Source organism: Flavobacterium sp. AC105 (assembly GCF_979258495.1).
On record NZ_OZ409860.1, the window covers coordinates 4,551,203 to 4,575,054 of the forward strand.

At 36.0% G+C, this 23,852-nt stretch carries 15 protein-coding genes; 12 read left to right on the forward strand and 3 right to left on the reverse strand.

Going from position 1 to position 23,852, the window contains the following annotated elements:
* Window positions 1-256 precede the first annotated feature (256 nt).
* From ACZ0AH_RS18850 to ACZ0AH_RS18860, 3 genes are all read right to left on the reverse strand, one after another.
* Window positions 257-1,534, reverse strand: coding sequence for a Rid family detoxifying hydrolase (locus tag ACZ0AH_RS18850; RefSeq protein WP_463477311.1), 1,278 nt, complete (start codon window positions 1,532-1,534; stop codon window positions 257-259).
* Between the two features lie 376 nt (window positions 1,535-1,910).
* Window positions 1,911-5,234, reverse strand: a complete 3,324-nt coding sequence (locus ACZ0AH_RS18855; RefSeq protein WP_463477312.1) for a T9SS sorting signal type C domain-containing protein — start codon at window positions 5,232-5,234, stop codon at window positions 1,911-1,913.
* A gap of 14 nt (window positions 5,235-5,248) precedes the next feature.
* Window positions 5,249-8,788, reverse strand: coding sequence for a PKD-like domain-containing protein (locus ACZ0AH_RS18860; protein WP_463477313.1), 3,540 nt, complete (start codon window positions 8,786-8,788; stop codon window positions 5,249-5,251).
* Window positions 8,789-9,713: 925 nt separating this feature from the next.
* Here ACZ0AH_RS18860 and ACZ0AH_RS18865 point away from each other — a divergent pair.
* The 12 genes from ACZ0AH_RS18865 (at window position 9,714) to ACZ0AH_RS18920 (ending at window position 23,844) form a co-directional block, all read left to right on the forward strand.
* On the forward strand, window positions 9,714-10,316 hold the full coding sequence (locus tag ACZ0AH_RS18865) for a Pvc16 family protein (protein ID WP_463477314.1): 603 nt from the start codon (window positions 9,714-9,716) through the stop codon (window positions 10,314-10,316).
* Complete coding sequence (locus ACZ0AH_RS18870; protein WP_463477315.1) at window positions 10,313-11,155, forward strand: hypothetical protein; 843 nt, start codon at window positions 10,313-10,315, stop codon at window positions 11,153-11,155. The genes ACZ0AH_RS18865 and ACZ0AH_RS18870 overlap by 4 nt, the downstream gene beginning before the upstream one ends.
* Before the next feature lie 19 nt (window positions 11,156-11,174).
* Entirely contained in the window at window positions 11,175-13,286 is a 2,112-nt protein-coding gene (locus ACZ0AH_RS18875; protein ID WP_463477316.1) for a phage tail sheath family protein, read from the forward strand.
* Window positions 13,287-13,315: 29 nt separating this feature from the next.
* A complete protein-coding gene (locus ACZ0AH_RS18880; protein WP_463477317.1) occupies window positions 13,316-13,744 on the forward strand; it encodes a phage tail protein in 429 nt (142 codons plus the stop codon).
* Between the two features lie 2 nt (window positions 13,745-13,746).
* Entirely contained in the window at window positions 13,747-14,193 is a 447-nt protein-coding gene (locus ACZ0AH_RS18885) for a phage tail protein (RefSeq protein WP_463477318.1), read from the forward strand.
* Between the two features lie 2 nt (window positions 14,194-14,195).
* On the forward strand, window positions 14,196-14,354 hold the full coding sequence (locus ACZ0AH_RS18890; RefSeq protein ID WP_463477319.1) for a DUF5908 family protein: 159 nt from the start codon (window positions 14,196-14,198) through the stop codon (window positions 14,352-14,354).
* A gap of 2 nt (window positions 14,355-14,356) precedes the next feature.
* The gene (locus ACZ0AH_RS18895) at window positions 14,357-15,040 is read left to right on the forward strand and encodes a CIS tube protein (protein WP_463477320.1); all 684 of its coding nucleotides are present in this window, start codon (window positions 14,357-14,359) and stop codon (window positions 15,038-15,040) included.
* The gene (vgrG, locus tag ACZ0AH_RS18900; RefSeq protein ID WP_463477321.1) at window positions 15,040-16,785 is read left to right on the forward strand and encodes a type VI secretion system tip protein VgrG; all 1,746 of its coding nucleotides are present in this window, start codon (window positions 15,040-15,042) and stop codon (window positions 16,783-16,785) included. The genes ACZ0AH_RS18895 and vgrG overlap by 1 nt, the downstream gene beginning before the upstream one ends.
* A gap of 4 nt (window positions 16,786-16,789) precedes the next feature.
* Window positions 16,790-17,080, forward strand: a complete 291-nt coding sequence (locus tag ACZ0AH_RS18905; protein ID WP_463477322.1) for a PAAR domain-containing protein — start codon at window positions 16,790-16,792, stop codon at window positions 17,078-17,080.
* A gap of 439 nt (window positions 17,081-17,519) precedes the next feature.
* On the forward strand, window positions 17,520-17,930 hold the full coding sequence (locus ACZ0AH_RS18910; protein ID WP_463477323.1) for a GPW/gp25 family protein: 411 nt from the start codon (window positions 17,520-17,522) through the stop codon (window positions 17,928-17,930).
* Window positions 17,931-17,941: 11 nt separating this feature from the next.
* Window positions 17,942-21,109: a baseplate J/gp47 family protein gene (locus ACZ0AH_RS18915; RefSeq protein ID WP_463477324.1), complete on the forward strand. Its 3,168-nt coding sequence runs from the start codon at window positions 17,942-17,944 to the stop codon at window positions 21,107-21,109.
* Complete coding sequence (locus ACZ0AH_RS18920) at window positions 21,097-23,844, forward strand: hypothetical protein (protein ID WP_463477325.1); 2,748 nt, start codon at window positions 21,097-21,099, stop codon at window positions 23,842-23,844. Before ACZ0AH_RS18915 ends, ACZ0AH_RS18920 begins: the two co-directional genes overlap by 13 nt.
* Window positions 23,845-23,852: the final 8 nt, after the last annotated feature.

The following is a 23,852-nucleotide window of genomic DNA, read 5'->3' on the forward strand; positions in this document are numbered from 1 at the left end:
TTTAATTTTTTTTAACAGCGTTACAATGCCATTCGATAAATAAATTTAAATATAAAAATCTTAAATTAAATAATATTCCAAAATAAAAACATCCAGATAGAAATTTAGCTTTCCGCAACGGTTTGATTTTCTAGTATATTTTTTTAATAAAAGTACAAATTCTATAAAAAAAGGCTGTCTTAAATTTTCATTTGAGACAGCCTTTTTTATAAGTATAATTTAATTAATTTTCACATTCACTGCAAACAAATAAATGTTATGCCTTTGGAGGTGTTCCTTCTGCATTTGCAGCAACAACATCAATTTGAACTAATGCATCTTTAAGCAAAGCGGATACACCTACAGTTCTTCTTGCAGGAATACCACCTGGAAAGAATGTTGCATAAACTTCATTTACAGCATCAATATCTTCAATATTTTTAAGGAAGAGATTTACTTTAACCACATCTTCCAGACCGTGGTCAATACTTTCTAAAATTGCTTTGATGTTTTTTAAACATTGTCCAGCTTGTTCTTTTACATCACCAGCAACAATTTCACCCGTTTTTGGATCTAAAGGCAATTGAGCTGAAATGTGATTGTAATGAGAAAATGCTACAGTTTGTGTTGAAAAAGAACACTTTGGTGCATTCTCGGTATTGTTTGCTTTTATAACGATTCCATGTCTGTCTTCAATAGCTTGTGGAGGCGTTCCGTCCCCATGTGAAACCACTGCTTCAATTTGCACCAAAGCATCCATAAGTAAAGCCGAAGCTGCAATTGTTGTTCGTGCAGGAACATACGCTACGGCTCTTGCAATAGCTGAATCCGGGAAAAATGATTTATAAACTTCGTTTACAGCTTCACTATCCGAAAGGTTTTTAAGAAAAATATTAATCTTAACAATATCATCAAAAGGAACATCAATACTTTCCAGAATTGCCTTTATATTCTTTAAACATTGTCTGGCTTGCTCTTTTATACCACCAGTTACCAATCTGCCCGTTTTTGGATCAATTGGCAATTGCGCTGAAAGATTATTGTAATGAGAAAATGATACAGTTTGTGTAGATAAAGAACATGTTGGCGCATTTGGCGTATTATTGGTAAGCTTTATAAGGTTACCTGATTGTGGCGCGTTTGGAATTGTACCTTCTCCGTTTGAAACAAGTGCTTCAATTTGAACCAATGCATTCAAAGGTAATGCTGCAACGGCCACTACAGTTCGTGTAGGAACATAGGTTGAGAAGAATGTCTTATAAACCTCATCTACAGCATTACTATCTTTGATATTTGTAACGAATACCGTGATTTTAACAACATCGCTCATAACATGGTCGATGCTTTCTACAATAGCCTTAATATTTTTAAAACACTGCTCGGCTTGTTCTTTTATGCCACCAGCTACCAATTTGCCAGATTTTGGATCTACTGGTAATTGGGCTGAAAGATTATTGTAATGGGAAAACGCTACAGTTTGTGAATATGTACCAATATTTTTTGGTGCGTTTTCAGTATTTCTTGCTAGTACTGAATTTACTTTATTTGAAGTCATTTTGTTAAATAATTTACCTTGTTAATAATTTGGGTTATTTTTAATTTAGCTTAAAATCGAAAAGAGTTTAATACGATATTTTAGCAAAATCAAAATTATTATTGCCCCCATTCAAAATCATTCACAATAAGTTATAAAAACACAAATGTAAGACTTTTTTGTCAATATATATTTTTAATACTATTATATAACAAGCAAATACTTTCAAAAATTAAAAAAAAGGTATAAAAAAATAATATTCTTTATCTAACCAGGAACGGTTTTAAATATATTAAAACAAAAACCTTTGCCAAGGTCAGGAACATCGGCAAAGGCAATTATACGTTTTTTTACAAGGTATTATCTAAAATTCCACACCAAAAAAAGTGTTTATTCTTTATTCAAATATAATTTTTTTTGCTGTTGTATAGCCATTCTCCAAAGCAACTTTTATCAACAAAACCTGATTTCCTGATTGTAAATTTGGTATTTGCAATTCATTAGATCCAACTTTCTTTTTATGATAAAGAAGACTTCCTGAAATATCGTAAATGCTTACTTCGTTAATCGCTTCCTTAGTAGACGTAATTTTTATTGCTTTGTTTTTTACCGAAATTAAAATCCTGTCTTCTGAATTTTCAAAATCTCCGGTTCCTAATGATTTTTTAGTGTAACTTATAGTAAAACGATCTGCAAAAGTTCCTGTTGCAGTTGTAAATGTATAATTTCCTGATCTTAAATCCTGCACGACATTTGTTAGTTTATCTTCTAAATAAACAGGCTGACTGCTAAATAACCCATCTGCGTGATCAATGGCAATCGTGAAATCTCCGGCAATAATTGTTTTATAACCTAATGGTATGCGGTCTGAATTGTCAAATGGCAAAGCGCGCCCCTGAATGGTTAATTTCTTTGTATTATTGATACTATAAAAATCTATATAAGAGTTTCCGTTTATGGTAACTGCATCATAATTGACATCCCAATTGTTGGATGCGCCTTCGATATAACCCACCAAAACTTGTTTGAAAGCTCCTCCTGAGTTAGTCATATTCAGCCAGAAACGGTTTTTCTCGAGTAGACTTTCTTTCGTAGTTTTAAAAAACTGACTGTTGTTGCCCGTTTCTCTCATATCGTTCTTGAATACTATATTATCACTTGTACTTGCGTTCAAAAAGAAAGCTACACCAGAAGCGATTATTCCTGATGGTGTAGTAGGTGATCCGCCCGGATCTCCAATTCCCACGCCTCCTGTATAGGTATAAATCGCATAATCGTCATTGGTGTAATTATATTTACCATCTCCTGGAATACTACTTGATGGAGGCGAATTGTGTGTCCAGAAATATAAAGCGCCGGAATGATTTAGATCCATAAACTCATCAGCAAATATCGCCGAAGGATATGGATTTCCTAATAAAATCCATTTTGAGGCAACTATACCCGTAACTTCTATTGTACCGTTGTTGGGGACTCCGGTAAATGAAGCCGGATATATTGCCGCTACATTAATATCATAATATTGTGGTGCCCTCACGATATATCCCATTCCGGGAGTCATATTGAGCGTTCCGTTATAATTTATAACCCAACCTGCGACCGGATCGTAGCTATAATATTTATCGCCTAATGTATTTGGAGACAAATCGTGTAGTGTAAAACCTGATGATGAAACCGGACTTGACCAATGCGTAAAATCATAGCGTCGTACCGGCGTAGTGATACGATGGTAAATTATATTTCCGGTATTGGCAACATCTGTTTTTTGTACCAGACTGGCATTATTCATAAATTCTAAAAGACCTGCTGGGGCAACTGTTACACTATTGGTTACTTTTAAAGTTGCATCACCATAAACGACTACTGAACCGCCATTACTTATTTCGACTGCATAAGCATATCCAATATTTCCCGCAGAGATAATAGGTTTATTTATAAAAGCAGTTACATCGGGTATTAAAATACAGTCAGAATCTGATGGAGCCAATGTTGTAACAGGATTCCAGTTTGCCGGGTCATTCCAGTCGTTATTATTATTTCCGGTCCATGTTTTAAGTCCTGCTATGGCAAGTACTATTGGTGCTGGCGTGGTCATCAGACAGCCTGAACTATTTTTGACCCATACGGTGTAAGATCCCGGACTTACATTAGCAAATACACCTGTAGTATTAGCATAATTTGATCCGTCCAGACTGTATGTAAAACCTGAAGCCGGCAAGGGATCAGAAACTGTAATGGTTCCTATTGGTGCCATACAAGTTGGCTGTACGGTAACTGATGCCAAAACATTGGTTAGTTTTGGATTCACGGTAAGTATTACCGGATTTGATGTTACAGACGGACTACACGTTCCGGTTACCACACACTGATATTGATAACTATCCATTATTTCTGTAGCGGCTGTAATATTCAGAATTGCAGTTGTAACATTAGAATAAACACTATCATCGGATAAATTTGTAAAAGTCGATCCGCCATTTGTACTTACTTGCCATTGATAGGTTAATCCTCCTCCGGATGCTACAATACTAAATGAAGTATTGTTACCTGCACAAATAGATGAAGTTGTTGATTGGGTAGTTATAGAAGGTGGTCTGTGTACTGCTAAAATAAGCGTCTTTGGAAATCCCACTGACGTACCGCAATATAAAGAAACTGGATATGAAACTCCAGCAATCTGTAAAATCTGATTATTATTAGCTGTTGTAAGTGCCGAAGTAGTAAAGCTTCCATTTCCTGATGCATCTGCAGTAACCAAAGCAGCAGGTTGATTAGTAGAACCGATAGCATAAACAAGAAGAGTTGTGACGTTTGGCAGTAAACCTGTTAGCTTTATTACAGCTCCGGATCCTGTACAAACTGGAGCTGCCTGGCTTAATCCGCTTAAAGTAGGAAACGGTTTGACCCCTAAAGTAGCAGTTACAGCAAATGTTTGACTACAAGCTGAAGGCAATATGTTTGTAATTTTTATAATTTCTAAAATTTTCCCATTATACCCCATGTTTAACACTTCTGTTAAAAAACTACCCTGTCCAGCATTATTAGCATAATAAGTAGCATCAGGTTGCTGCACGCCATCTATTTTATAAGAAATCTTTCCGTAACTATTTGCCAATAATCCTGTTAACCCTATCGATGCTTGTGATCCCTCACAATCTAAAGGCAAGGCCTGAAATGCATTTGTTAAAGTCGGACTCGGATTAACCTTCAGGGGTGTACTAATAGAAACTGCCTGAGTACAGAATGGACTGGCTGCATCCTGAATTCTTGTAATCTCCAGGGTTTGATTGTTATTAGCTGCTGTAAGTGCAGCAGTAGTAAAACTGGCTTCTCCGGATGCATTAGCTGTAACCGTAAGAAAATTTTGTGCAGTACCTCCTATCGAATAAAAAGTAGTATATGAACTATTTGGTATTAATCCTGTCAGGTTTATTATGGCCCCTGATCCTTCACAAACAGGAGCTGCCTGACTTACTCCCGTTAATGTAAGAGCAGGATAAACAGCTAAAGTAACATCTACTGCAAACGTTTGACCGCAATAAGGTGTCTGGGTTGTATTTTTAATTCCTGTAATTCGTAAAATTTTTCCATTATCAGCTGCTGTTAATGGTACAGTCGAAAAACCGCCCGCTGAAGTTGATGGACCGGTAGCGACAGTAGCATCTGGTTTTGGCACACCATCTATCGTATAAGAAATAACAGAAACAGCGGAAGTCAGCAAACCTGTTAAACGTATTATTGCCCGCGATCCGCACAAACAGTTCCTCCCAGGCTTGCACCTGTTAAAGTCGGGATTGGGTTTGCTCCAATAATAACACTTCCTGTCATGTCTGCTGCTATTGCGGTGCATTTTGAATCCTTTAAAGCAGTAATCATGTAACTTTTATACGAAATTGGAGTTAAATTAACCGTATACGGATTCGTCGTTATGCCGGTAAGGCTTACAGGAGCACCACCGTCTGAATAACTAAAATCCCATGGCCCGGTTCCGGTAAACGTTACCGTAAAACTACTACTGTCTCCGTAACAAACCGAACCTCCTCCGCTTATTATAGAAGTTGGCCTTGAAATTACTGTTACTGCAGCATTTCCTGCCATATCTGCCGCTACAGCAGTACATTTTGAATCTTTTAGTGCTGTAATTGTATACGTTTTATCAGATGCGGGGTTCACATAAAATAGGTAAGGGTTTGTAAATACTCCTGCCTGAGTTGTAGAAGTTGTTCCGTCTGAATAGGTAAATTGCCATGGTGCAGTTCCGGTTAAAGCAACAGAAAGAGCTCTATAAGTACCATCACAAGTTTCACCTCCACCACTTAATATCGAAGTTGGTCTTTGGTTTAGTTTAATAAGAGCACTTCCTGTTCTGTCTGCTGCTATGGCAGTGCATTTTGAATCGCTTAAAGCTGAAATGGTGTACGTTTTTTGAACGGACGGATTTACGCTAATGGTATATGGACTTGCCGTTATACCAGTAACACTAACAGGCGTTGTACCATCAGTATAGGTTAAATTCCAGGGTGCTGTTCCGGTAAGAGCTACAGAAAGATTTGAAGATGATCCTGCACAAATTGTAGCTGAACCACTCAGTACTGAAGTTGGTCTTGGATTTACTTTAACCAAAACTACTGCCGAAAAATTAGTACAACTAGCAGCTATTACTTTTCTTCTAAACCAGGTATCCTGAGTTAAAACACCAGGACTATAATTTTGACTATTATTTGTACCTGCTGCTGTACCAAAACCCATTGTACTGCTTGTAGTACTACTTTCCCACAAATACGTATAAGCTCCGGTTTCTACTGGTACAGTTCCCGTTATAGTTCCGGCTGCATTGCCCGCACATATGGGTTCTGAATAATGGGCTGTAGCCGATAACTTTTTGAAAGTTCCTCCACAAGGATCTCCAAAAAGAGTATTTGAAGCTGAAATTATTATGCTATTTATTTTGCCTAAAAGTGCATTTTCAACTATAGCCTGACTATTAACCTGATGACAGCTATTGTTGATCGAATAATTACAAGCAGTCCCGGTTGGCGTACCAAAACTGGCAAAACTAACCGTATCAAAATATGTTCCTGCCGGAGCAGTAAAAGTAGCATCCGTGTTTTCATCTGCTTCTATACAAACTGAATTTGAATTGCCGTTTGCATACGATATAATATTGTTTCCGCCTCCTACTGTTATCGTCCCTGAGGTTGTTGCAGGACTACAAGAATTTCCGCTTGTTGTAACGTTATAAGTAAAGACTCCAAGATCTCTTGGAGTGCCGCTTATGGTTAGTGTATTTCCGGAAACGGAACTCGTTATTCCATTTGGTAAACCTGTAACAGTCGCTCCCGTTATACCATCGCTTAAAGTCAAAGTAGTTGACATAGCACTATTTTGACAAGCATTTGCATTGGTTCCGGCCGTAATAGTAGATGCAGGATTTAAGGTAACCGTTACTGTAAAAGGAGTTCCTGTACATATGCCCGTTTTAGGAGTAACGGTATAAGTCGCTGTTTGTATAGTATTGGTCGTATTTACTAAATTTCCTGTAATTGTCGAAGCTCCACTTCCTGTAGCTCCGCCTGATAATCCGCCGGTTACTATCGGCAAAGGCCAGCTATAAGTAGTTCCTGCAGGCACAACTCCATTAGTACCGTTAATTGGTGTTGCAGTAAACCCAACTCCTGAACAGGCTGCAATTGATTGGCTTACATTTATAGTTGGAATTGGATTAACAGTCAGGATCGTATTGACGGCAAATGTCTTACTGCAAAATGGACTAACTGTAAGTTGACTTTTTGTAATCTGCAAAGTCTGGGCATTATCAGCTGTTGTAAGTGGCACAGTGGTAAAACTCGCTTCTCCTGATGAATTAGCCACAACTGTAACAGTTGGTTTAGTAACTCCTGCTATTGCATAAGTAATATCTGATGTGCTGCCTGCCAATAATCCTGTCAGTTTTATTACTGCTCCTGATCCTTCACAAACCGGTGCATCCTGAGTTGCTGTGTTTAGCGTAACATCAATGACAGCTAAAACGACATCCATTGAAAAAGTTTGAGTACAATTGAAAGACTGGGATGTTGTTTTAAGTCCTGTAATTTTTAAAATTTTTCCATTAGCAGCAGCTGTTAATAATACCGGAATGGTAAAAGTTAATGTACCAGCTGAACCTGCAGAGGTAGTAACAGCTCCACCTACTATACCCGGTATTATATAATTAACAGTAGTAGAAATATTTGGCACTAAACCTGTTAAAGCTATAGATACTGCTGATCCGGCACAAACCGGAGCGACCTGAGTTGCGCTTGCTAAAGTCGGCGTTGGAACTACTTTAATAATAACACTGCTAGTTAAGTCGGCTGCTGTTGCAGTACAATTTGAATTCTTTAAGGCAATAAGGCTATAGGTTGCGGATGAAGTTGGAGTTAAATTAACCGTGTACGGATTTGCCGTTATACCGGTAAGGCTTACAGGAGTAACCCCATCTGTATAGGTTAGATCAAATGGTCCGGCTCCGGTAAACGATATTGTAAAACTAGTACTGCCTCCACCACAAATAGTACCTCCTCCGCCCAGTGTCGCAGTTGGCCTTTGATTTACTTTAACCAAAACTACTGCCGAAATATTAGTATCGCTATTCGTTATTACTTTTCGTCTAAACCAGGTATCCTGCGTTAAAACACCAGTAGTATAATTTTGACCATTGTTTGTTCCTGCTGCTGTACCAAAACCTGCCGTACTGCTTGTCGTACTGCTTTCCCACAAATAGGTATAGGCATTAGTTTCTGTTGAGACAGCTCCTGTTATACTTACAGATGCGCCGGCACATAGAGGTTCTGTATAATGTGCTTTAGCATAGAGTTTTTTAGCAGTTCCTCCGCAAGGATCTCCAAAAAGAGTATTTGAAGCTGAAATTATTGTGGTATTTATTTTGCCCAAAAGTGCATCTTCAACTATAGACTGACTATTAGGCTGATGACAAGCAGCATTTATGGTATAATTACAAGCGCTGCCCGTTGGGGTACCAAAACTGGCAAAACTAACGCTATCAAAATAAGTTCCTGCCGGAGCAGTAAAAGTGGCATCCGTATTTTCATTAGCTTCTACACAAACTGAATTTGAATTTCCGTTTGTATAAGATATGATATTATTTATATCTCCGGCATTTACAGCCGTTTTAGCCGTTGCTTTATTAATAAGGGATTTTCCTAAAATGGTTTGGCTAAAAGAAGAAAATGAAACTATTAAAAACAATACACAAAAGAGTATTTTTTTAGTCATAAAGGTGGTATTAAATTTGGTTTTGGTATGGGTAAAAGAAACAAAAACAGTCCTAATACTTTTAGTAGAACATTTTTGAAACTTTTAAACAGAAAATTAAAGCTAAACTCTTGTTATAAAGCAAAGAAAAAACTTAATCTTAGTGGACAAAAATATTGGTAATTATGCACATTCGCACCATCATAAAGCAAGTTTATATTTGACAATTGTCAAAAAAACACCTAAAATCCAACATCAGGATAATTTATTTTAGCAATAATCGTTAAAAAGAAAGAAAAATCATAATATTTTTAACAAGCTATAATTTATGCTTTAGCAAAACGACAAACCCAACATTACTTTGGTTTTAAAAAGAAGTTATTTCGATAAATCAACAGCAATGTTCAAAATATAAAGATCTACAATTGAACATTTTACAGTTTAATCAATTAAAATTTTAACAGTTTTTCACAAATTCAGGCATCTTCTTTTTCATAAAAAATAAAATAAAAATTATTCAAAAACACAAGTAACTGATAATCAATATTTTAAATAATGAAAATGTTAAAAAAAAAGGGTATTTTTCCCCTTACTGATAACTTTTTGTTTCTCTAACTTCGACATGTTTATAAGCCCACAGTTTATATTACAAGTAAAACAAGCCAGAAAATCTTCTTTTATTTTTTCAACCTACAATATTGAATATCATTTATTTAGAACAATTTCATATATCAAAACGAGATGTGATGAAAACCAAAATACTTGAATTCATAAAACAAAAAGTTACCCCAATCAGCATATAGAGATTATCTCTGAAAAGCAATCTTAAAACATATATATAAGGACTGCTTTTAGAAGAATAGAAATTTGAATTATACTTTTTAAAGTATGATTAGGTATAAGGCAATCAGATTAGCAATAGTGTAGAATGTAAAGCTGTCACCAGATGATTTTTGAAATTATTCAAATAATTGCAGAACAAGTAAACAACTATCTCGATGAAATTGGGTTAGACAAAACAGTTGTGGCAGAAAATATCGCTTTTCTGGAGTCGCAAAACGAAACTGTATCTGCAAATTTAGAAGATAAAGTTGCCCTTACCTTAATTAATTTGGATGAGGAAGCTACGCTAAAAAACTTTCCTAATCATACTATCGAAAATGCTAAAACAATTTATAAAAACAGCATTATCAATTTAAATCTGTATTTGCTTTTTAGCGCCAATAGAACGGCATACATCAATTCTCTTAATGATATTTCAAAAATTATTGCATTTTTTCAGGGGAAAAAGCTTTTTACGCAAGCCAATACTATTTACAACCGAAATAATGTTGCAATGGATAATATTGAAAATTTCAGATTTTCAGTTGAACTCTACACGCCCACTTTTGAAGAATTAAATTATATCTGGGGAACATTAGGCGGCAAACAATTTCCATCGGCTTTATACAAAGTGAGCATGATACAAATTGAACGCAATATTGCACAAGGCGAAGGACAGCTTATCAGCAAAATCAATGGTATAACAAAAACAAAAGAGCAATCATGAGTTTTAATCTTTCATATGGATTGTTATTTGAAGTAACACTTTATCACAATTATTTCCTGAATAGCGGTGAAGATACTTTTGCAGGAATGTCCGCAACCGCTAAAGAAAAAATGCTGCAAAAATTTGAAAGCGATTCATTTGCCACCATAACGCCAACTGTAGAAACCATCACACGGTTAAAAAACTACAAAATGGCATTCAAACCAACAAAAACAGGATTTCGGGTATATATTAAAGTGAAGGAAACTGATGAAATCGATCCTTTTATTAGTATTCCTGCCGATTTGAAACTGGATTTTATAATCTCCATCAACGACTATCAATTTGAGAATTACACCAATTTGGATTTTATTCTGAAACAGATGTTTTTATTCAGCAACGTCAAACCTTCAACAGAACCTGTAACGTTTAAATACATTCCAAACAGCAATGAAAATATTCTGATATCAGATGATTTTTTAGTTTCCGAAGAAACAACCGCACATTTCATATCGGAACTTCATACACAGGAAAGACAAGGGGTTTTCGGAATCATTTCCCTGACAATGAAAGGTGATACGAATCCGAAAAATATTGTGAATAATTTGGGCAAAATGATCAGCCCGAATTTTAAAATTCATTTTGATAATAGAAAAACGCTCTGGAAATACATCAACAGAAAAGCCGCTACAGAAGTTGAAACCAATGCTGTAAAACCCCTAACCTATTCGGGTTTTGTTGAAATTGATCCCCTCACCGATTTTACCCCGCCAGAACCGGCAAATCATCAATATCCAAATCCATCTGTCAAATCAATAATAAAAATCAATAGTGATTACTATTCGGAAATATTTATTTAATAATTAAAAACAATTAATCATGGCAACAACTTACAAAACGCCTGGAGTATATATTGAGGAAATCGTAAAATTTCCCCCTTCGGTTGCTCAGGTAGAAACTGCGATTCCTGCTTTTATTGGCTATACCGAAAAAGCCACTAAAAAAGTGGAGAACGATCTAGACAGGGTTCCTACCCGAATCACCTCTTTACTGGATTATGAAACGTATTTCGGGTTTGCATATCCGGAAGATACCATTTCTGTAGATGTAACCGATGTTGTGACTGACAATGTGCTGACCGAAAGAAACATTGTGGTTAACCAGCCTAGTGCTCCAAAACCATTCCTGATGTATTATTCGCTTCAGATGTATTTTGCAAATGGCGGCGGACCTTGTTATATCGTTTCGGTGAAGAAATATGAAGCTTTAAATGGCACTCAAAACCCTGTAAGTCCTTCTGATTTAAAAACCGGATTGAATTTATTAAATGCAGAAGATGAACCAACATTAATCTTATTCCCGGATGCAAAAGCATTGAGCGTAGGTGATTTTTATGCCTTATACGGAGATGCCTTAATGCAATGCCACGATATGCAGGATCGTTTTACTATTATTGACACGCATGATTCTAATGATATCGCAGTTGATTCGCTAGCCCTTAGAAATGGACTTTCTCAAGAGAAAGATTACCTGAAATACGGTGCTGCTTATTATCCGTATCTCGATACCATATTAGATTATCGATATAATGAAAGTGACATTAAAATCAATCATATCACAAATGTACCTGATGCCTTAGTTACAGCTTTCAGTCAGGTTAATGCTGCTTTAGGAACTATTACACCAACCGTTTCAGATTTAATAACTGTTAGTGATAGTGCAGATCCGGGCACAACGAACGACACCTTATCCGGAAGTATTGCAGATGTTCTTTTGTTTACAGATTCAGCAAATCCAGCGGGTTTTAATCTTGGCGCAGGTTCTGCAAATTATGATATGGCTTTAAAAAATACCTTTGCTGATACAGTAGAAATATTAGCCACGGATTTAGGAAAATTAATTAGCGATAAGCAAAAAATAGCAAATGCAGCAAACTCTGCAATTGCTTCTGTTGAAGAAAATTCAGGCGTTGAGATTCCTCTTAAAACTGCCTTAACTACTTTCACAAACTTGTTTGAAGGCACAGATAAAATTGAAGATGTAAAATTAAAATTAGACGATTTAACAGCCAAGATCCGCGCTGCCAAAACCTCAACAACCTTAGGAACACATGTTAATAGCGTAGTTACTGAAGTGGCCAAACTGCTCACTTTTACGGTAACAGGAGCACCAACCAATTCTATTATTGAATTGCCAGATGATAATCTGACTATTGGAGTTGATGTATTCAATCAATCAACACCAACAGATGATATGGTGGCACTTGCTACAGCAATCAGAGATGAAATCAATAATATTACGACTACAGATACCAATAATGGGGCAATGAACGGTCGTTTTCTTGGCGATATTGAAGGATTAGACAACAAATCATACAACGCTATAAAAGCCGAAATTTCAAATTTACCTCTTACGCTTCCTCCAAGTAGTGCTGTCGCCGGAATTTACGCCCGTGTTGATTCTAACAGCGGGGTTTGGAAAGCTCCGGCAAATGTGGGTATTAATTATGTGATTAAACCCGCAATAAAAATAACAAATGGGGATCAGGACAACCTGAATGTTGATACTGTTGGCGGAAAATCTATTAATGCCATCAGAAGTTTTACGGGTAAAGGAACCCTGGTTTGGGGATCAAGAACTTTGGCAGGAAACGACAACGAATGGCGTTATGTACCCGTTCGCCGTTTCTTTATCATGGCAGAAGAATCCATCAAAAAAGCAACAGAACAATTTGTATTCGAACCTAACGATGCCAATACCTGGATAAGAGTTCGGGCCATGATCGAGAATTTTTTAATTCTGCAATGGAGAGCCGGAGCTTTAGCCGGGGCAAAACCAGAACAGGCTTTTTATGTAAGAGTCGGATTGGGACAAACGATGTCGGCTTTAGATATTTTAGAAGGCAGAATGATTATCGAAATCGGATTGGCAGTAGTGCGTCCGGCAGAATTTATCATACTTCGTTTCTCTCACAAAATGCAGGAATCTTAATTAATATCAACATTAAAAAAATATAGATCATGAGTTATCCGCTACCAAAGTTTCATTTCTCAGTTGACTGGGGTGGAACAAAAATAGGATTTACAGAAGTTTCCGGTTTAGATGTAGAAACTGAAGTCATTGAATACCGCCAGGGAGCAAGTCCCGAATACAGCAAAATTAAAATGCCCGGCATGCAGAAATTCTCCAATATTACTTTGAAAAGAGGAACTTTTGCAAGTGATAACGAGTATTACAATTGGTGGAATACGGTAAAACTAAATACCATAGAGAGAAGGGACATTACCATCAAATTACTAAACGAAGAACATCAGCCTGTAATTACCTGGAAAGTAAAAAATGCATGGCCGGCAAAAGTTCAGTCGACTGATTTAAAAGCTGACGGAAACGAAGTCGCTATCGAATCTATGGAATTGGTTCATGAAGGTTTATCCATTCAAAATGATTAATCATGGCTAACTATTATCCACCTGTAGGTTTTCATTTTTTAGTTGAATTTGAAGGTCTTGGCTCGCAAGCAAAAGACCATCAGTTTCAATCGGTTTCCGGTTTATCTGTTGATATCGAAACGGAAGAAATAGCCGAAGGTGGTGAAAACAGATTCAAACACAAACTTCCTGTAAAGACAAAATATCCAAACCTGACTTTAAAAAGAGGGTTATTGATTGATTCTAAAGTGATAGACTGGTGCAGGGATGCTATCGAAAACTTCTCCTTTAAGCCCGTCAACCTGACCATCAAATTGCTCAATGAAGAACATCAGCCTTTGATTTCATGGAACGTGGTTCACGCCTATCCTGTAAAATGGTCGGTTGAAGATTTTAATGCCGAAGAAAGTAAGCTCGTTGTCGAAAATTTTGAGCTTACCTACAATTATTTCACCTTACTTAAAAGTTAGTTATGCCAATAGAAATAAAAGAGCTTCACATTAAAATAAACGTGAACGAAGGATCGAAACCGCCTGCTTCTAAAAGTGCCGCAAAAAGCAAAGACGAAGATGCGGTAGCCGAATGTGTAGAACAAGTAATGAAAATCATCGAACGTAAAAAAGAACGGTAATCATGGCAGGAGAATTAGAAAAACTAAAAGTTGTTGCTTATAGTGATCCGGAATTTAATACCAAAATTGCGGACGGGGAATTTTCGACTTTGATGAATCCGGAAAAATACACCTATCATTATAAAATTGAAACCGATGACACACAGGCTTCCGGAACAAGTACAGTTTCGCCAAGGTTCAATAAAAAATTGCCTGAAAACCTCGAACTCGATTTTGTTTTTGACCGGTCCGGAGTAATCAACGGTTACGCAAGTTCTGATGACGGAATTATCGAGGATATCGAAAAATTCAAAAAAGTAATTCTGGATTATAACGGAGATGAACATAAACCCAATTACCTGATTATTTCCTGGGGAACATTGCTTTTTAAAGGTGCTTTGACCGAAATGGATGTAGAATTCAAACTCTTTAAACCAGACGGAACTCCGATACGGGCAATCGCAAAAGCAAAATTTCAGGGTTTTGTTGAAGACAATTTAAGAGCGGCAAGAGAGAATAACAAATCACCGGATTTAACACATTACAGAACTGTAAAAGAAGGCGATACGCTGCCTTTGATGTCCTTTAATATCTACGGCGATTCTAAGTATTATCTGGAAGTTGCCAAAGTCAATAACATTATCAATTTCAGAAAATTAAAAACAGGGCAAAAACTATTCTTTCCGCCCTTACAAAAACAATCCTGATGAACAACAGCGGAGTCATACAAACCAGTAAAAGTGCCGATTTAGTAACGCTTAAAATTTTAATTGAAGGAGAAGAACTGTCTAATACCTATCAGGTTAAAAGTGTTGTGGTACAAAATGAAGTCAACCGCATTCCTATGGCTCAAATTGTTTTGATAGACGGAGAAGCTTCTGAAAGAGATTTTAAGCTGAGTAATGAAGATTTATTGATTCCCGGTAAAAAAATTGAAATAAATGCGGGTTATCACAACGATGAGGGAACTATTTATAAAGGAATTATCATCAAACATTCGATCAAAATAAAAAGCAGCGCTTCGTTATTGATTATCGAATGTAAGGATGAAGCCGTAAAATTGACTATTGGCAGAAAGAGCAAATATTTTTATGATGTAAAAGACAGCGAAGCATTCGAAGAAATCATTGATGCATACGGATTAGAAAAAGACGTCGAAACAACTAATTTTAGTCATAAAGAAATCGTTCAGTACAATACTTCCGATTGGGATTTTATTGTTTCAAGAGCGCAAGCCAATGGTAAACTTTGTTTTGTTGAAAATGGAAAAATAACCATCAGCAAACCTAACCTAAAATCATCGCCTGTTGAAACAGTTACTTTTGGTTCTACTTTATTGGATTTTGATGCCGAAATTGATGCTCGAAATCAATTTGCAAAAGTGTCTTCGTACAGCTGGGATTACACCAACCAAAAATTAGTCGAAATCGAAGCCAACAATCCAAACATAAGTCTGAATGGCAATCTTTCTACTTCTGATTTGTCTGAAATCATCGAGCTTGAAAACCTGGAATTACGTCATGGCGGAACGATTACAGAAGTTGAACTTCAGGATTGGGCCGATGCCAAATTACTGTTTCAGCAATTATCAAAAATCCGCGGAAGAGTCAAATTTCAAGGAATTCCCGCCGTAAAACCAAATACGATTATTACACTAGAAGGTGTTGGCGATCGCTTTAACGGAAATGCCTATGTAACCGGTGTTTTTCATGAACTTGCCGAAGGAAACTGGACTATCGATGCACAATTCGGATTAAATCCGGAATGGTTTTCTGAAACATTCGACATTCATACCCCAACAGGTTCTGGAATTATCCCGGCTATAAAAGGGCTTCATGTTGGAATTGTCACACAACTCGAATCTGATCCTAATGGAGAAGATCGCATTTTGGTCAAAATTCCAATCATCAATAATGACGAACAAGGCATTTGGTGTCGTGTTGCTTCGCCTGATGCGGGAGATAAAAGAGGTATTTTTTTCAGGCCTGAAATAGAAGACGAAGTGATTATTGGTTTTATAAACGAAGATCCAAATAATGCCATCGTTTTAGGAATGCTGCACAGCAGCGGAAAATCTGCTCCGATTACAGCTTCTGATGACAATCATCAAAAAGGAATTGTAACCCGAAGCGAAATGAAGGTTTTATTCGATGATGAAAAAAAATCCATCGGAATAGAAACTCCCGCCGGAAAAAAAATCACAATCGATGAAGATCAGGGTGTTATTAAAATAGAAGATGAAAATTCGAATGTAATCACCATCGACAGCAACGGAATAAAAATGGAAAGCGTTGGAAACATTGAATTAAAAACTTCCGGAGATGTAACGATCGAAGGCAATAATATTTCCTTAAAAGCGAACGCCCAATTTAAAGCAGAAGGAAGTGCGGGCGTAGAAATGTCATCGAGCGCAACTGCAGTTTTAAAAGGAAGTATTGTACAAATAAATTAAAATTATGGGAGCACCAGCCGCAAGAGTTTCAGATATGCATGTTTGTCCAATGGTTACCGGAACGGTCCCGCACGTGGGTGGTCCAATTTTACCTGCCGGAGCCCCAACCGTATTAATTGGCGGAATGCCAGCTGCATGCGTGGGTGATATGGCTACTTGTACGGGTCCGCCGGATACGATTGCAGCAGGTTCAGCAACGGTTTTAATTGGTGGAAAACCAGCAGCACGAATGGGAGATTCAACCGCACATGGCGGCACAATAGTCGCCGGATTACCAACAGTATTAATTGGTTAATTAATACAATTTTACAAATTAAAAACACTGAAATCAAGGTGTATAATCCCTACGGGATATTTTTTCTGGAGGGGCTCGATTTTTAATACCAATATTTAATCCTAACAGATTTATTTATTGGAAATTTTTTTCACTACCAATATTAAATCTTAACAGATTATTTATTGGAAACTTTTTTTACTACCAATATTTAATCCTAAGAGATTTATTTATTGGAAATTTTTTACTACCAATATTAAAATCCTAACAGATTATTTATTGGAAACTTTTTTTACTACCAATATTAAAATCCTAACAGATCATTTATTGGAAGATTGTTACCATATAAACCATCACAAAAAATTATCTCGTAGAGATTATATATTGGTAGCAAATAAATTAGACGAATAATATTGTCCCGTAGGGACTACACATGACCGACCAGCAACGTAAATTAATTATGGAAACAGAACAAGATTTTTTAGGAATTGGATGGAGTTTTCCTCCTGAGTTTAAAAAAACGACCAAAACAGTAGCAATGTTAACGGATGAAGAAGACATTAAAAGCAGTTTGGAGATTTTGCTTTCGACTAAAATTGGCGAGCGCCTCATGCAGCCCAAATACGGCTGTAATATGGATGAATTGTTGTTTAATCCGTTAAACCGAACATTAAAAACATTTGTTTCCGAGCTGATTAAAACGGCAATTCTGTATCACGAACCAAGAATTGATGTTGAAAAAATTGACATTACAAAAGGTGACGATTTGAGTGGCGAATTATTAGTACTGATTGATTTTAAAGTACGCGCTACCAATTCGAGAATAAATATGGTTTATCCATTTTATAAACAAGAAGGAACCAATTTATAAATTGTTAAAAGATGAGTAATTGTAATACTATATTGAGTGTTTTGACTTCTAATGGCAGCGACCAAAAGCAACGCTATCTCAACGCGTTACAACCTGAAAACATTCGTCTTAATGATTTTGAAATAACAGATTGGGTTCTGTTTGCCTATAATTTTTCTGAATATGTAAATTATTTTGAAACCTCCAATCCACAGCTGCCCGCAGGCGATTGGAAAACCTTTTTTGATTTTTTTAAGTTGACCGGTAAACCATCCATAGAAAATCAATTGATACTGGATCGGGTTAAAAAAGAACTGGATAGTTTAATTTCAGAAAATAAAAAAGAATATGCGATTACGCCACATTTAACTTTGTTTCTTACTTTTTTGATGCTGTTAGAAAACAGTAAAAAAAGATACAACAACCTTACGAAACGTCATCTTGATTTTTATTACAATCAGATTCTGCATATTGAAAAGCTTCCTGCCACACCTGATAAAGTATATCTTGTTTTTGAATTAGCCAAGAATGCTATTCAGGAAAAAATTGAAGCCAAAACCGGTTTTGAAGGTGGCAAGGATGCTTCCGGAAAAACCCGAAACTATTATTCTAACGATGAATTGATAGCCAATAAAACTATCGTTTCTTCCTTGAAAAATATTTATAACGACGTCAACGCAAAAAAAATAGTGGCCAGCCCAATCGCAAATTCTTACGATGGTTTAGGCAAAGCATTTCCAGATAAAAACAACACACAATGGTGGCCATTTGGCTATACGAACGACGCAAATTTTCCAACAGAATTACCTAATGCAACTGTAGGTTTTGCAGTCGCCTCTCCTATTCTATCTTTAGCAGAAGGAAAACGCACCGTTCAAATAAGTTTTGCTTTTCAAAATAACATTACTGTTGCAACTTCGGCTATTATCATAGAATGTTTAAGCCTGCAATTAACTACAGCAAAAAAATGGCTTGACGCTAAAATTTCAGCATCATTACCTGTAAAATCAGGCAGCTCTTACACTACTTCCGTTAGCGGAAAAACCATGAAAATTGCTTTTCTGTTAGATGAAAATGCAGATGCTATTTCGGGTTATGATCCTAAAATATACGGTGAAGAATTTGGTACAAATTTACCCGTTGCAAAATTTTATCTCGATACCACAAAATCTAATGGATATGACTTATACAAATCATTAGCACAAAATAAATTAGAAAATATTACCATCAATATAGATGTCCAAAATATTCAAAATGCTGTTTTAGAAAACGATAATGGCATTCTTAATGCTGCAAAACCGTTTTTCCCCTTTTCAACACAACCTGTCGCAGGTTCTAATTTTCATATTAAATATAATGAGGCTTTTGCTAAAAACTGGAACAATATCAACGTTGAGGTATTTTGGAAAAATACTCCGTCCGATTTTGTCGAACATTACAAAGCCTATAAAACCTCATCTATAAATACCATTAGTACACTTGAATTTAAAGATAGTGTATTTGACGGAACCAAATTTAAAGTCGATGGCGGAATCGTAACCACTAATGATTATTTTAAATACAAATTATCGATTTTATCTAATAATACCTGGCAAAGTAATGGTGTTGATAACGTATTATTTACAGCAGCAAATCCGTTTAAGACAACTTTTAGCGTAAATAACAGCAATTATAATACAGAGAAAAACGGAGAGATCAGGCTAACATTAGCTTCTTCATTTCTGCATAATTTGTATTCCAAAACCTATGCTTTGGCACTTTCGAGCAAAAACCTAAATGTGGTAATCCCGAATGAGCCTTATACACCGCTGGTTGAAAAACTGCTGCTGAATTATACCGCTTCTGAAACTACTGCATTTTCAGCAACAGGATTGGAAACCTTAGAAGATGTTTATAATAAAAATGAAGCTAAACTATTCCAAATCAGTCATTTTGGATATACTGAAGAACATTCTTATTTAAAATCAAATCTGGATTTTGTCGAAGATAAAAATTCATATTTGCTTCCTGTTTTTTGCAAAGGCGGCGAATTGTTTATTGGTTTGGAAAATGTACAGGAATTGCAGCAAATCACTTTATTGTTTCAGGTTTTGGAAGGAAGTGAAAATCCAACAACGCCATCATTTACCGGAAAACAGAAAATAGAATGGTCTGTTTTGGGCAATAATGAATGGCGTATTCTGAACTCTTCGGATATTTTATTGAATGAAACCGACAATTTATTACAATCGGGGATTTTGAAATTCAGCTTACCAAATGAGGCTACTCAAAACAACACCAGATTGCCTAAAAATTATATTTGGCTTAAAGCCAAAATGCACAAAAAATACGATGTGGTTTGCAAAATAATCGGAATTCATTCGCAAGCAGTTTTGGCTACTTTTCAAAATAATGTAAATGATTTATCGCATTTAAAAACCGGATTAGAAGCCGGAACTATTTCGAAATTGCTTCAAAGACTAAGCAATATAAAATCGGTTACGCAGCCTTATAATAGTTTTGATTATAAACCGGAAGAGTCCAACGAAGATTATTACAGAAGAATCAGCGAACGCCTTCGACACAAAAACCGAGCAATTACGATGTGGGATTACGAACACATTATACTGCAAAAGTTTCCGGAATTATACAAAGTAAAATGCCTGAACCATACTTGCGAAACCTCGTATCAATCGCCCGGAAATGTAACGCTTGTTGTGATTCCGGACACGGTAAACAAAAATGTATTTGATATTTATCAGCCACGCGTGAGTACGGCAACGCTAAATAAAGTCAAAAATCATATCGATCAATTGAATTCGATGCACATAACGACTTTTGTAATCAACCCGAATTATGAAGAAGTTACGGTTGATTTAAAAGTAAAATTCAATCCCGGTTACGATGAAAATTTCTATTTGCAAAAGCTTAATGCAGATATAATCAAGTTTTTATCGCCCTGGGCACTCGACAAAAATAGCCCAATTACGTTTGGAGTTACTATTCATTCGAGTCTGCTCATAAATTATATCGAAAAATTAGGTTATGTCGATTATCTGCAAGATGTAAGATTGCTGAAAAATGGCGCTGTTTCAGATAAAGTTGCCGTTCCGTCTAATCCAAAATCGATTTTAGTTTCGGCAAAAAAACATTTACTCAGCACCGACGTCAAACAATGTACTGTTAAAATCATAGAACCAAAAGAAGAATGTCAACTGTAAACCAACATATCAGCATCCCAAAAAACGTCAGTTCTAATGATGACATGAGTTTTGATTTCCTTCGAAAAAAAGGAATCGAATACATCGAATCTTTAGGAAGTCAATTTTGGACGGATTATAACACGCACGATCCGGGAATTACGATTCTCGAAGTGCTTTGTTATGCGATTACCGATCTGGGCATGAGAATCAATTTGCCTATCGAAGATTTATTAAACAACAATTCGAACCCCATTAACGAACAGTTTTTTACGGCTTCGGAAATTTTGCCAACGCAGGCGGTTACGGCTTTGGATTACCGAAAAATCCTGATTGATATTGACCCGAAAAGAATCAAAAATTGCTGGCTTCAAAAAGCTTCGAAAAAGTTATTTGTTAATTGTAAAGAAGCCAAAATTTCACTTGTAAAAGATGATTTCATCGGAACATTGGAAACCTTTATCAAAGAAACAGAAATCAAAGGTTATTATACTATTCTGGTTGATTTTAATGAAGATAATCTGGCTCAGAAAGAATTGCTTAAAACTCAGATTATCGAAAAATTTCATGCGAACAGAAACCTTTGCGAAGATATTTTAGAAATAAAAGAAGTAGAAATTCAACCCATTGCCGTTTGTGCCTTAATTGAACTTGATCCTGAAGCTAATGAAGAACTTGTTCATGCAAAAATTACTTTTGAACTTGAAAAATACTTATCGCCAGGCATAAAATATTATTCATTGGCTGAGATGTTTGAGAAAGGCTATTCGAGTGACGAGATTTTTGAAGGACCTTTTCTGGATCGGGGATTTATTGATACTGCGGAACTGAAAAATTCTTCGTTGAAAACCGAAGTACGCCTTTCTGATATTATGCAGATTATCATGAGTATAGAAGGTGTAAACGTAATAAAAGATATCGCATTAAACAATTGTGAAGCGATAGAATTGGAAGGAAGCGTTTGGAACATTTGCATTCCGCCTAATAAAAAACCAAGCCTTTGTCATAAAAGCACGCTGAACTTTAGCAAAGGCGTTTTGCCGGTTACAGTCAATAAAACAAAAGCAAAAAAATATTTAGACGATCTAAAAGACGAATTTGCTTATTCACAGCAAGATGCGGCTAAAAACAAAGAAATAAAAGTGCCTCAGGGCAAAATTACAGAAACTGATTTTTATACCAGTATCACCAATAATTTTCCGGAAAATTACGGAATTGGCGAAGTGGGTTTGTCTGAATCTGCCAACACGGAACGAAAAGCCAAAGCCAAACAATTAAAAGGATATTTGCTGTTTTTTGATCAGATTTTGGCGAGTTATTTCAAACATTTAAGCAATGTCAAAGAATTGCTTTCTATAAATGGTGATCTGGAAAATACTTATTTTACTCAGCCTATTTCTGATATGACGGGTTTTGATGAAATTGTAAATGAGGCCTATTTATCTTCTAATGAAGCAAAACTGGACGAATTGTTATTTGGTGATCTGGATGATTCTGTTAAAAGACAAAACCAAATAAAAGATCATCTTATTTCGAGATTTGCCGAACGATTTGCTGAATATGCTTTTCTAATGAAATCATTATATGGCGCTTCTTCGGATGAAATTGTATTGCAAAACAAATCCGATTTTTTAATCAATTATGATACAATAAGCAGCAAACGGGGCAGCGGATTTAATTATTTCAATCAGCCTTTATCTAATTTGTGGAATACGTTTAATGTAACGGGTTTAGAAAACAGAATCGCCGGTTTGTTAGGAATCAAAGGCGATAAAAATCCGGTTACAGGCAAAAAAGGTATTAAAAGAAAAGACCTTTCCGGTTTGTTTGTTCAGCTTTATGATCCGAGTCCGGGCGTGGTTCCAAATCTTTTTAGATGGAGGATTAGAAACGCTGCAAATCAAATTATTCTGACCGCAACAGAAGATTATCTAAATCAGCATAATGCTATTAAGGAAATGTATTTTGCAATTCTGAAAATTTACGAAACCAGTGAAAAAGAAATTGAAAATGCTTTTGAAAATCTCTTCAAAAACAGCCATAACGGTATTGCTTTTAAAGATACTGTGATGAACACTTTTGAAGTAATTGAATCTGATACACATAAATATTCGTTTCATATCGTTAATCCTGAACTTGTTGACGATCTCAGCAATCCTGACAGAATTATTGCACGACAATATGAATTATACGAAACGCTGGAAGAAGTAAAAACGGCAATGCTTGATTTACTGATTTTCTTTAAGGAAGAATTCAGCGACGAAGGTATTTTTCTGGTAGAACATATGCTGCTGGTTCCCAATCCTGCTGAAGCAATTGACGCAAGTTATTATATGCCAATATGTGTAGACGATTGTTCTGGTGATTGTTGTGTACCAAATCCGTACTCGTTTAAAATTAGTGTGGTTTTGCCCGGATATACGTATCGTTTTGCAGATGTTGATTTTAGAAATTTTGCCGAAAACGTAATTCGGCAGGAAATTCCATCTCATATTTTGGGTAAAATCTGCTGGATTGGTTATCGAAAGGATCAAATTGTGCCCGTTGACAATGACCTGCTCGATTTCGAAAGAGATTTCAAAAATTTTCTGATGGATAAAACTCAAAATAAACAAGATGCTTTACCAAAATTCATTGCATCATTATCAAAATTAAATTCTATTTATCCAACCGGCACATTGTACAATTGTGTAGATGAAGAGGAAGATATTTCAGGAAAAATAGTATTAGGAAGAACAAATTTAGGAACAATATAAAAATACAA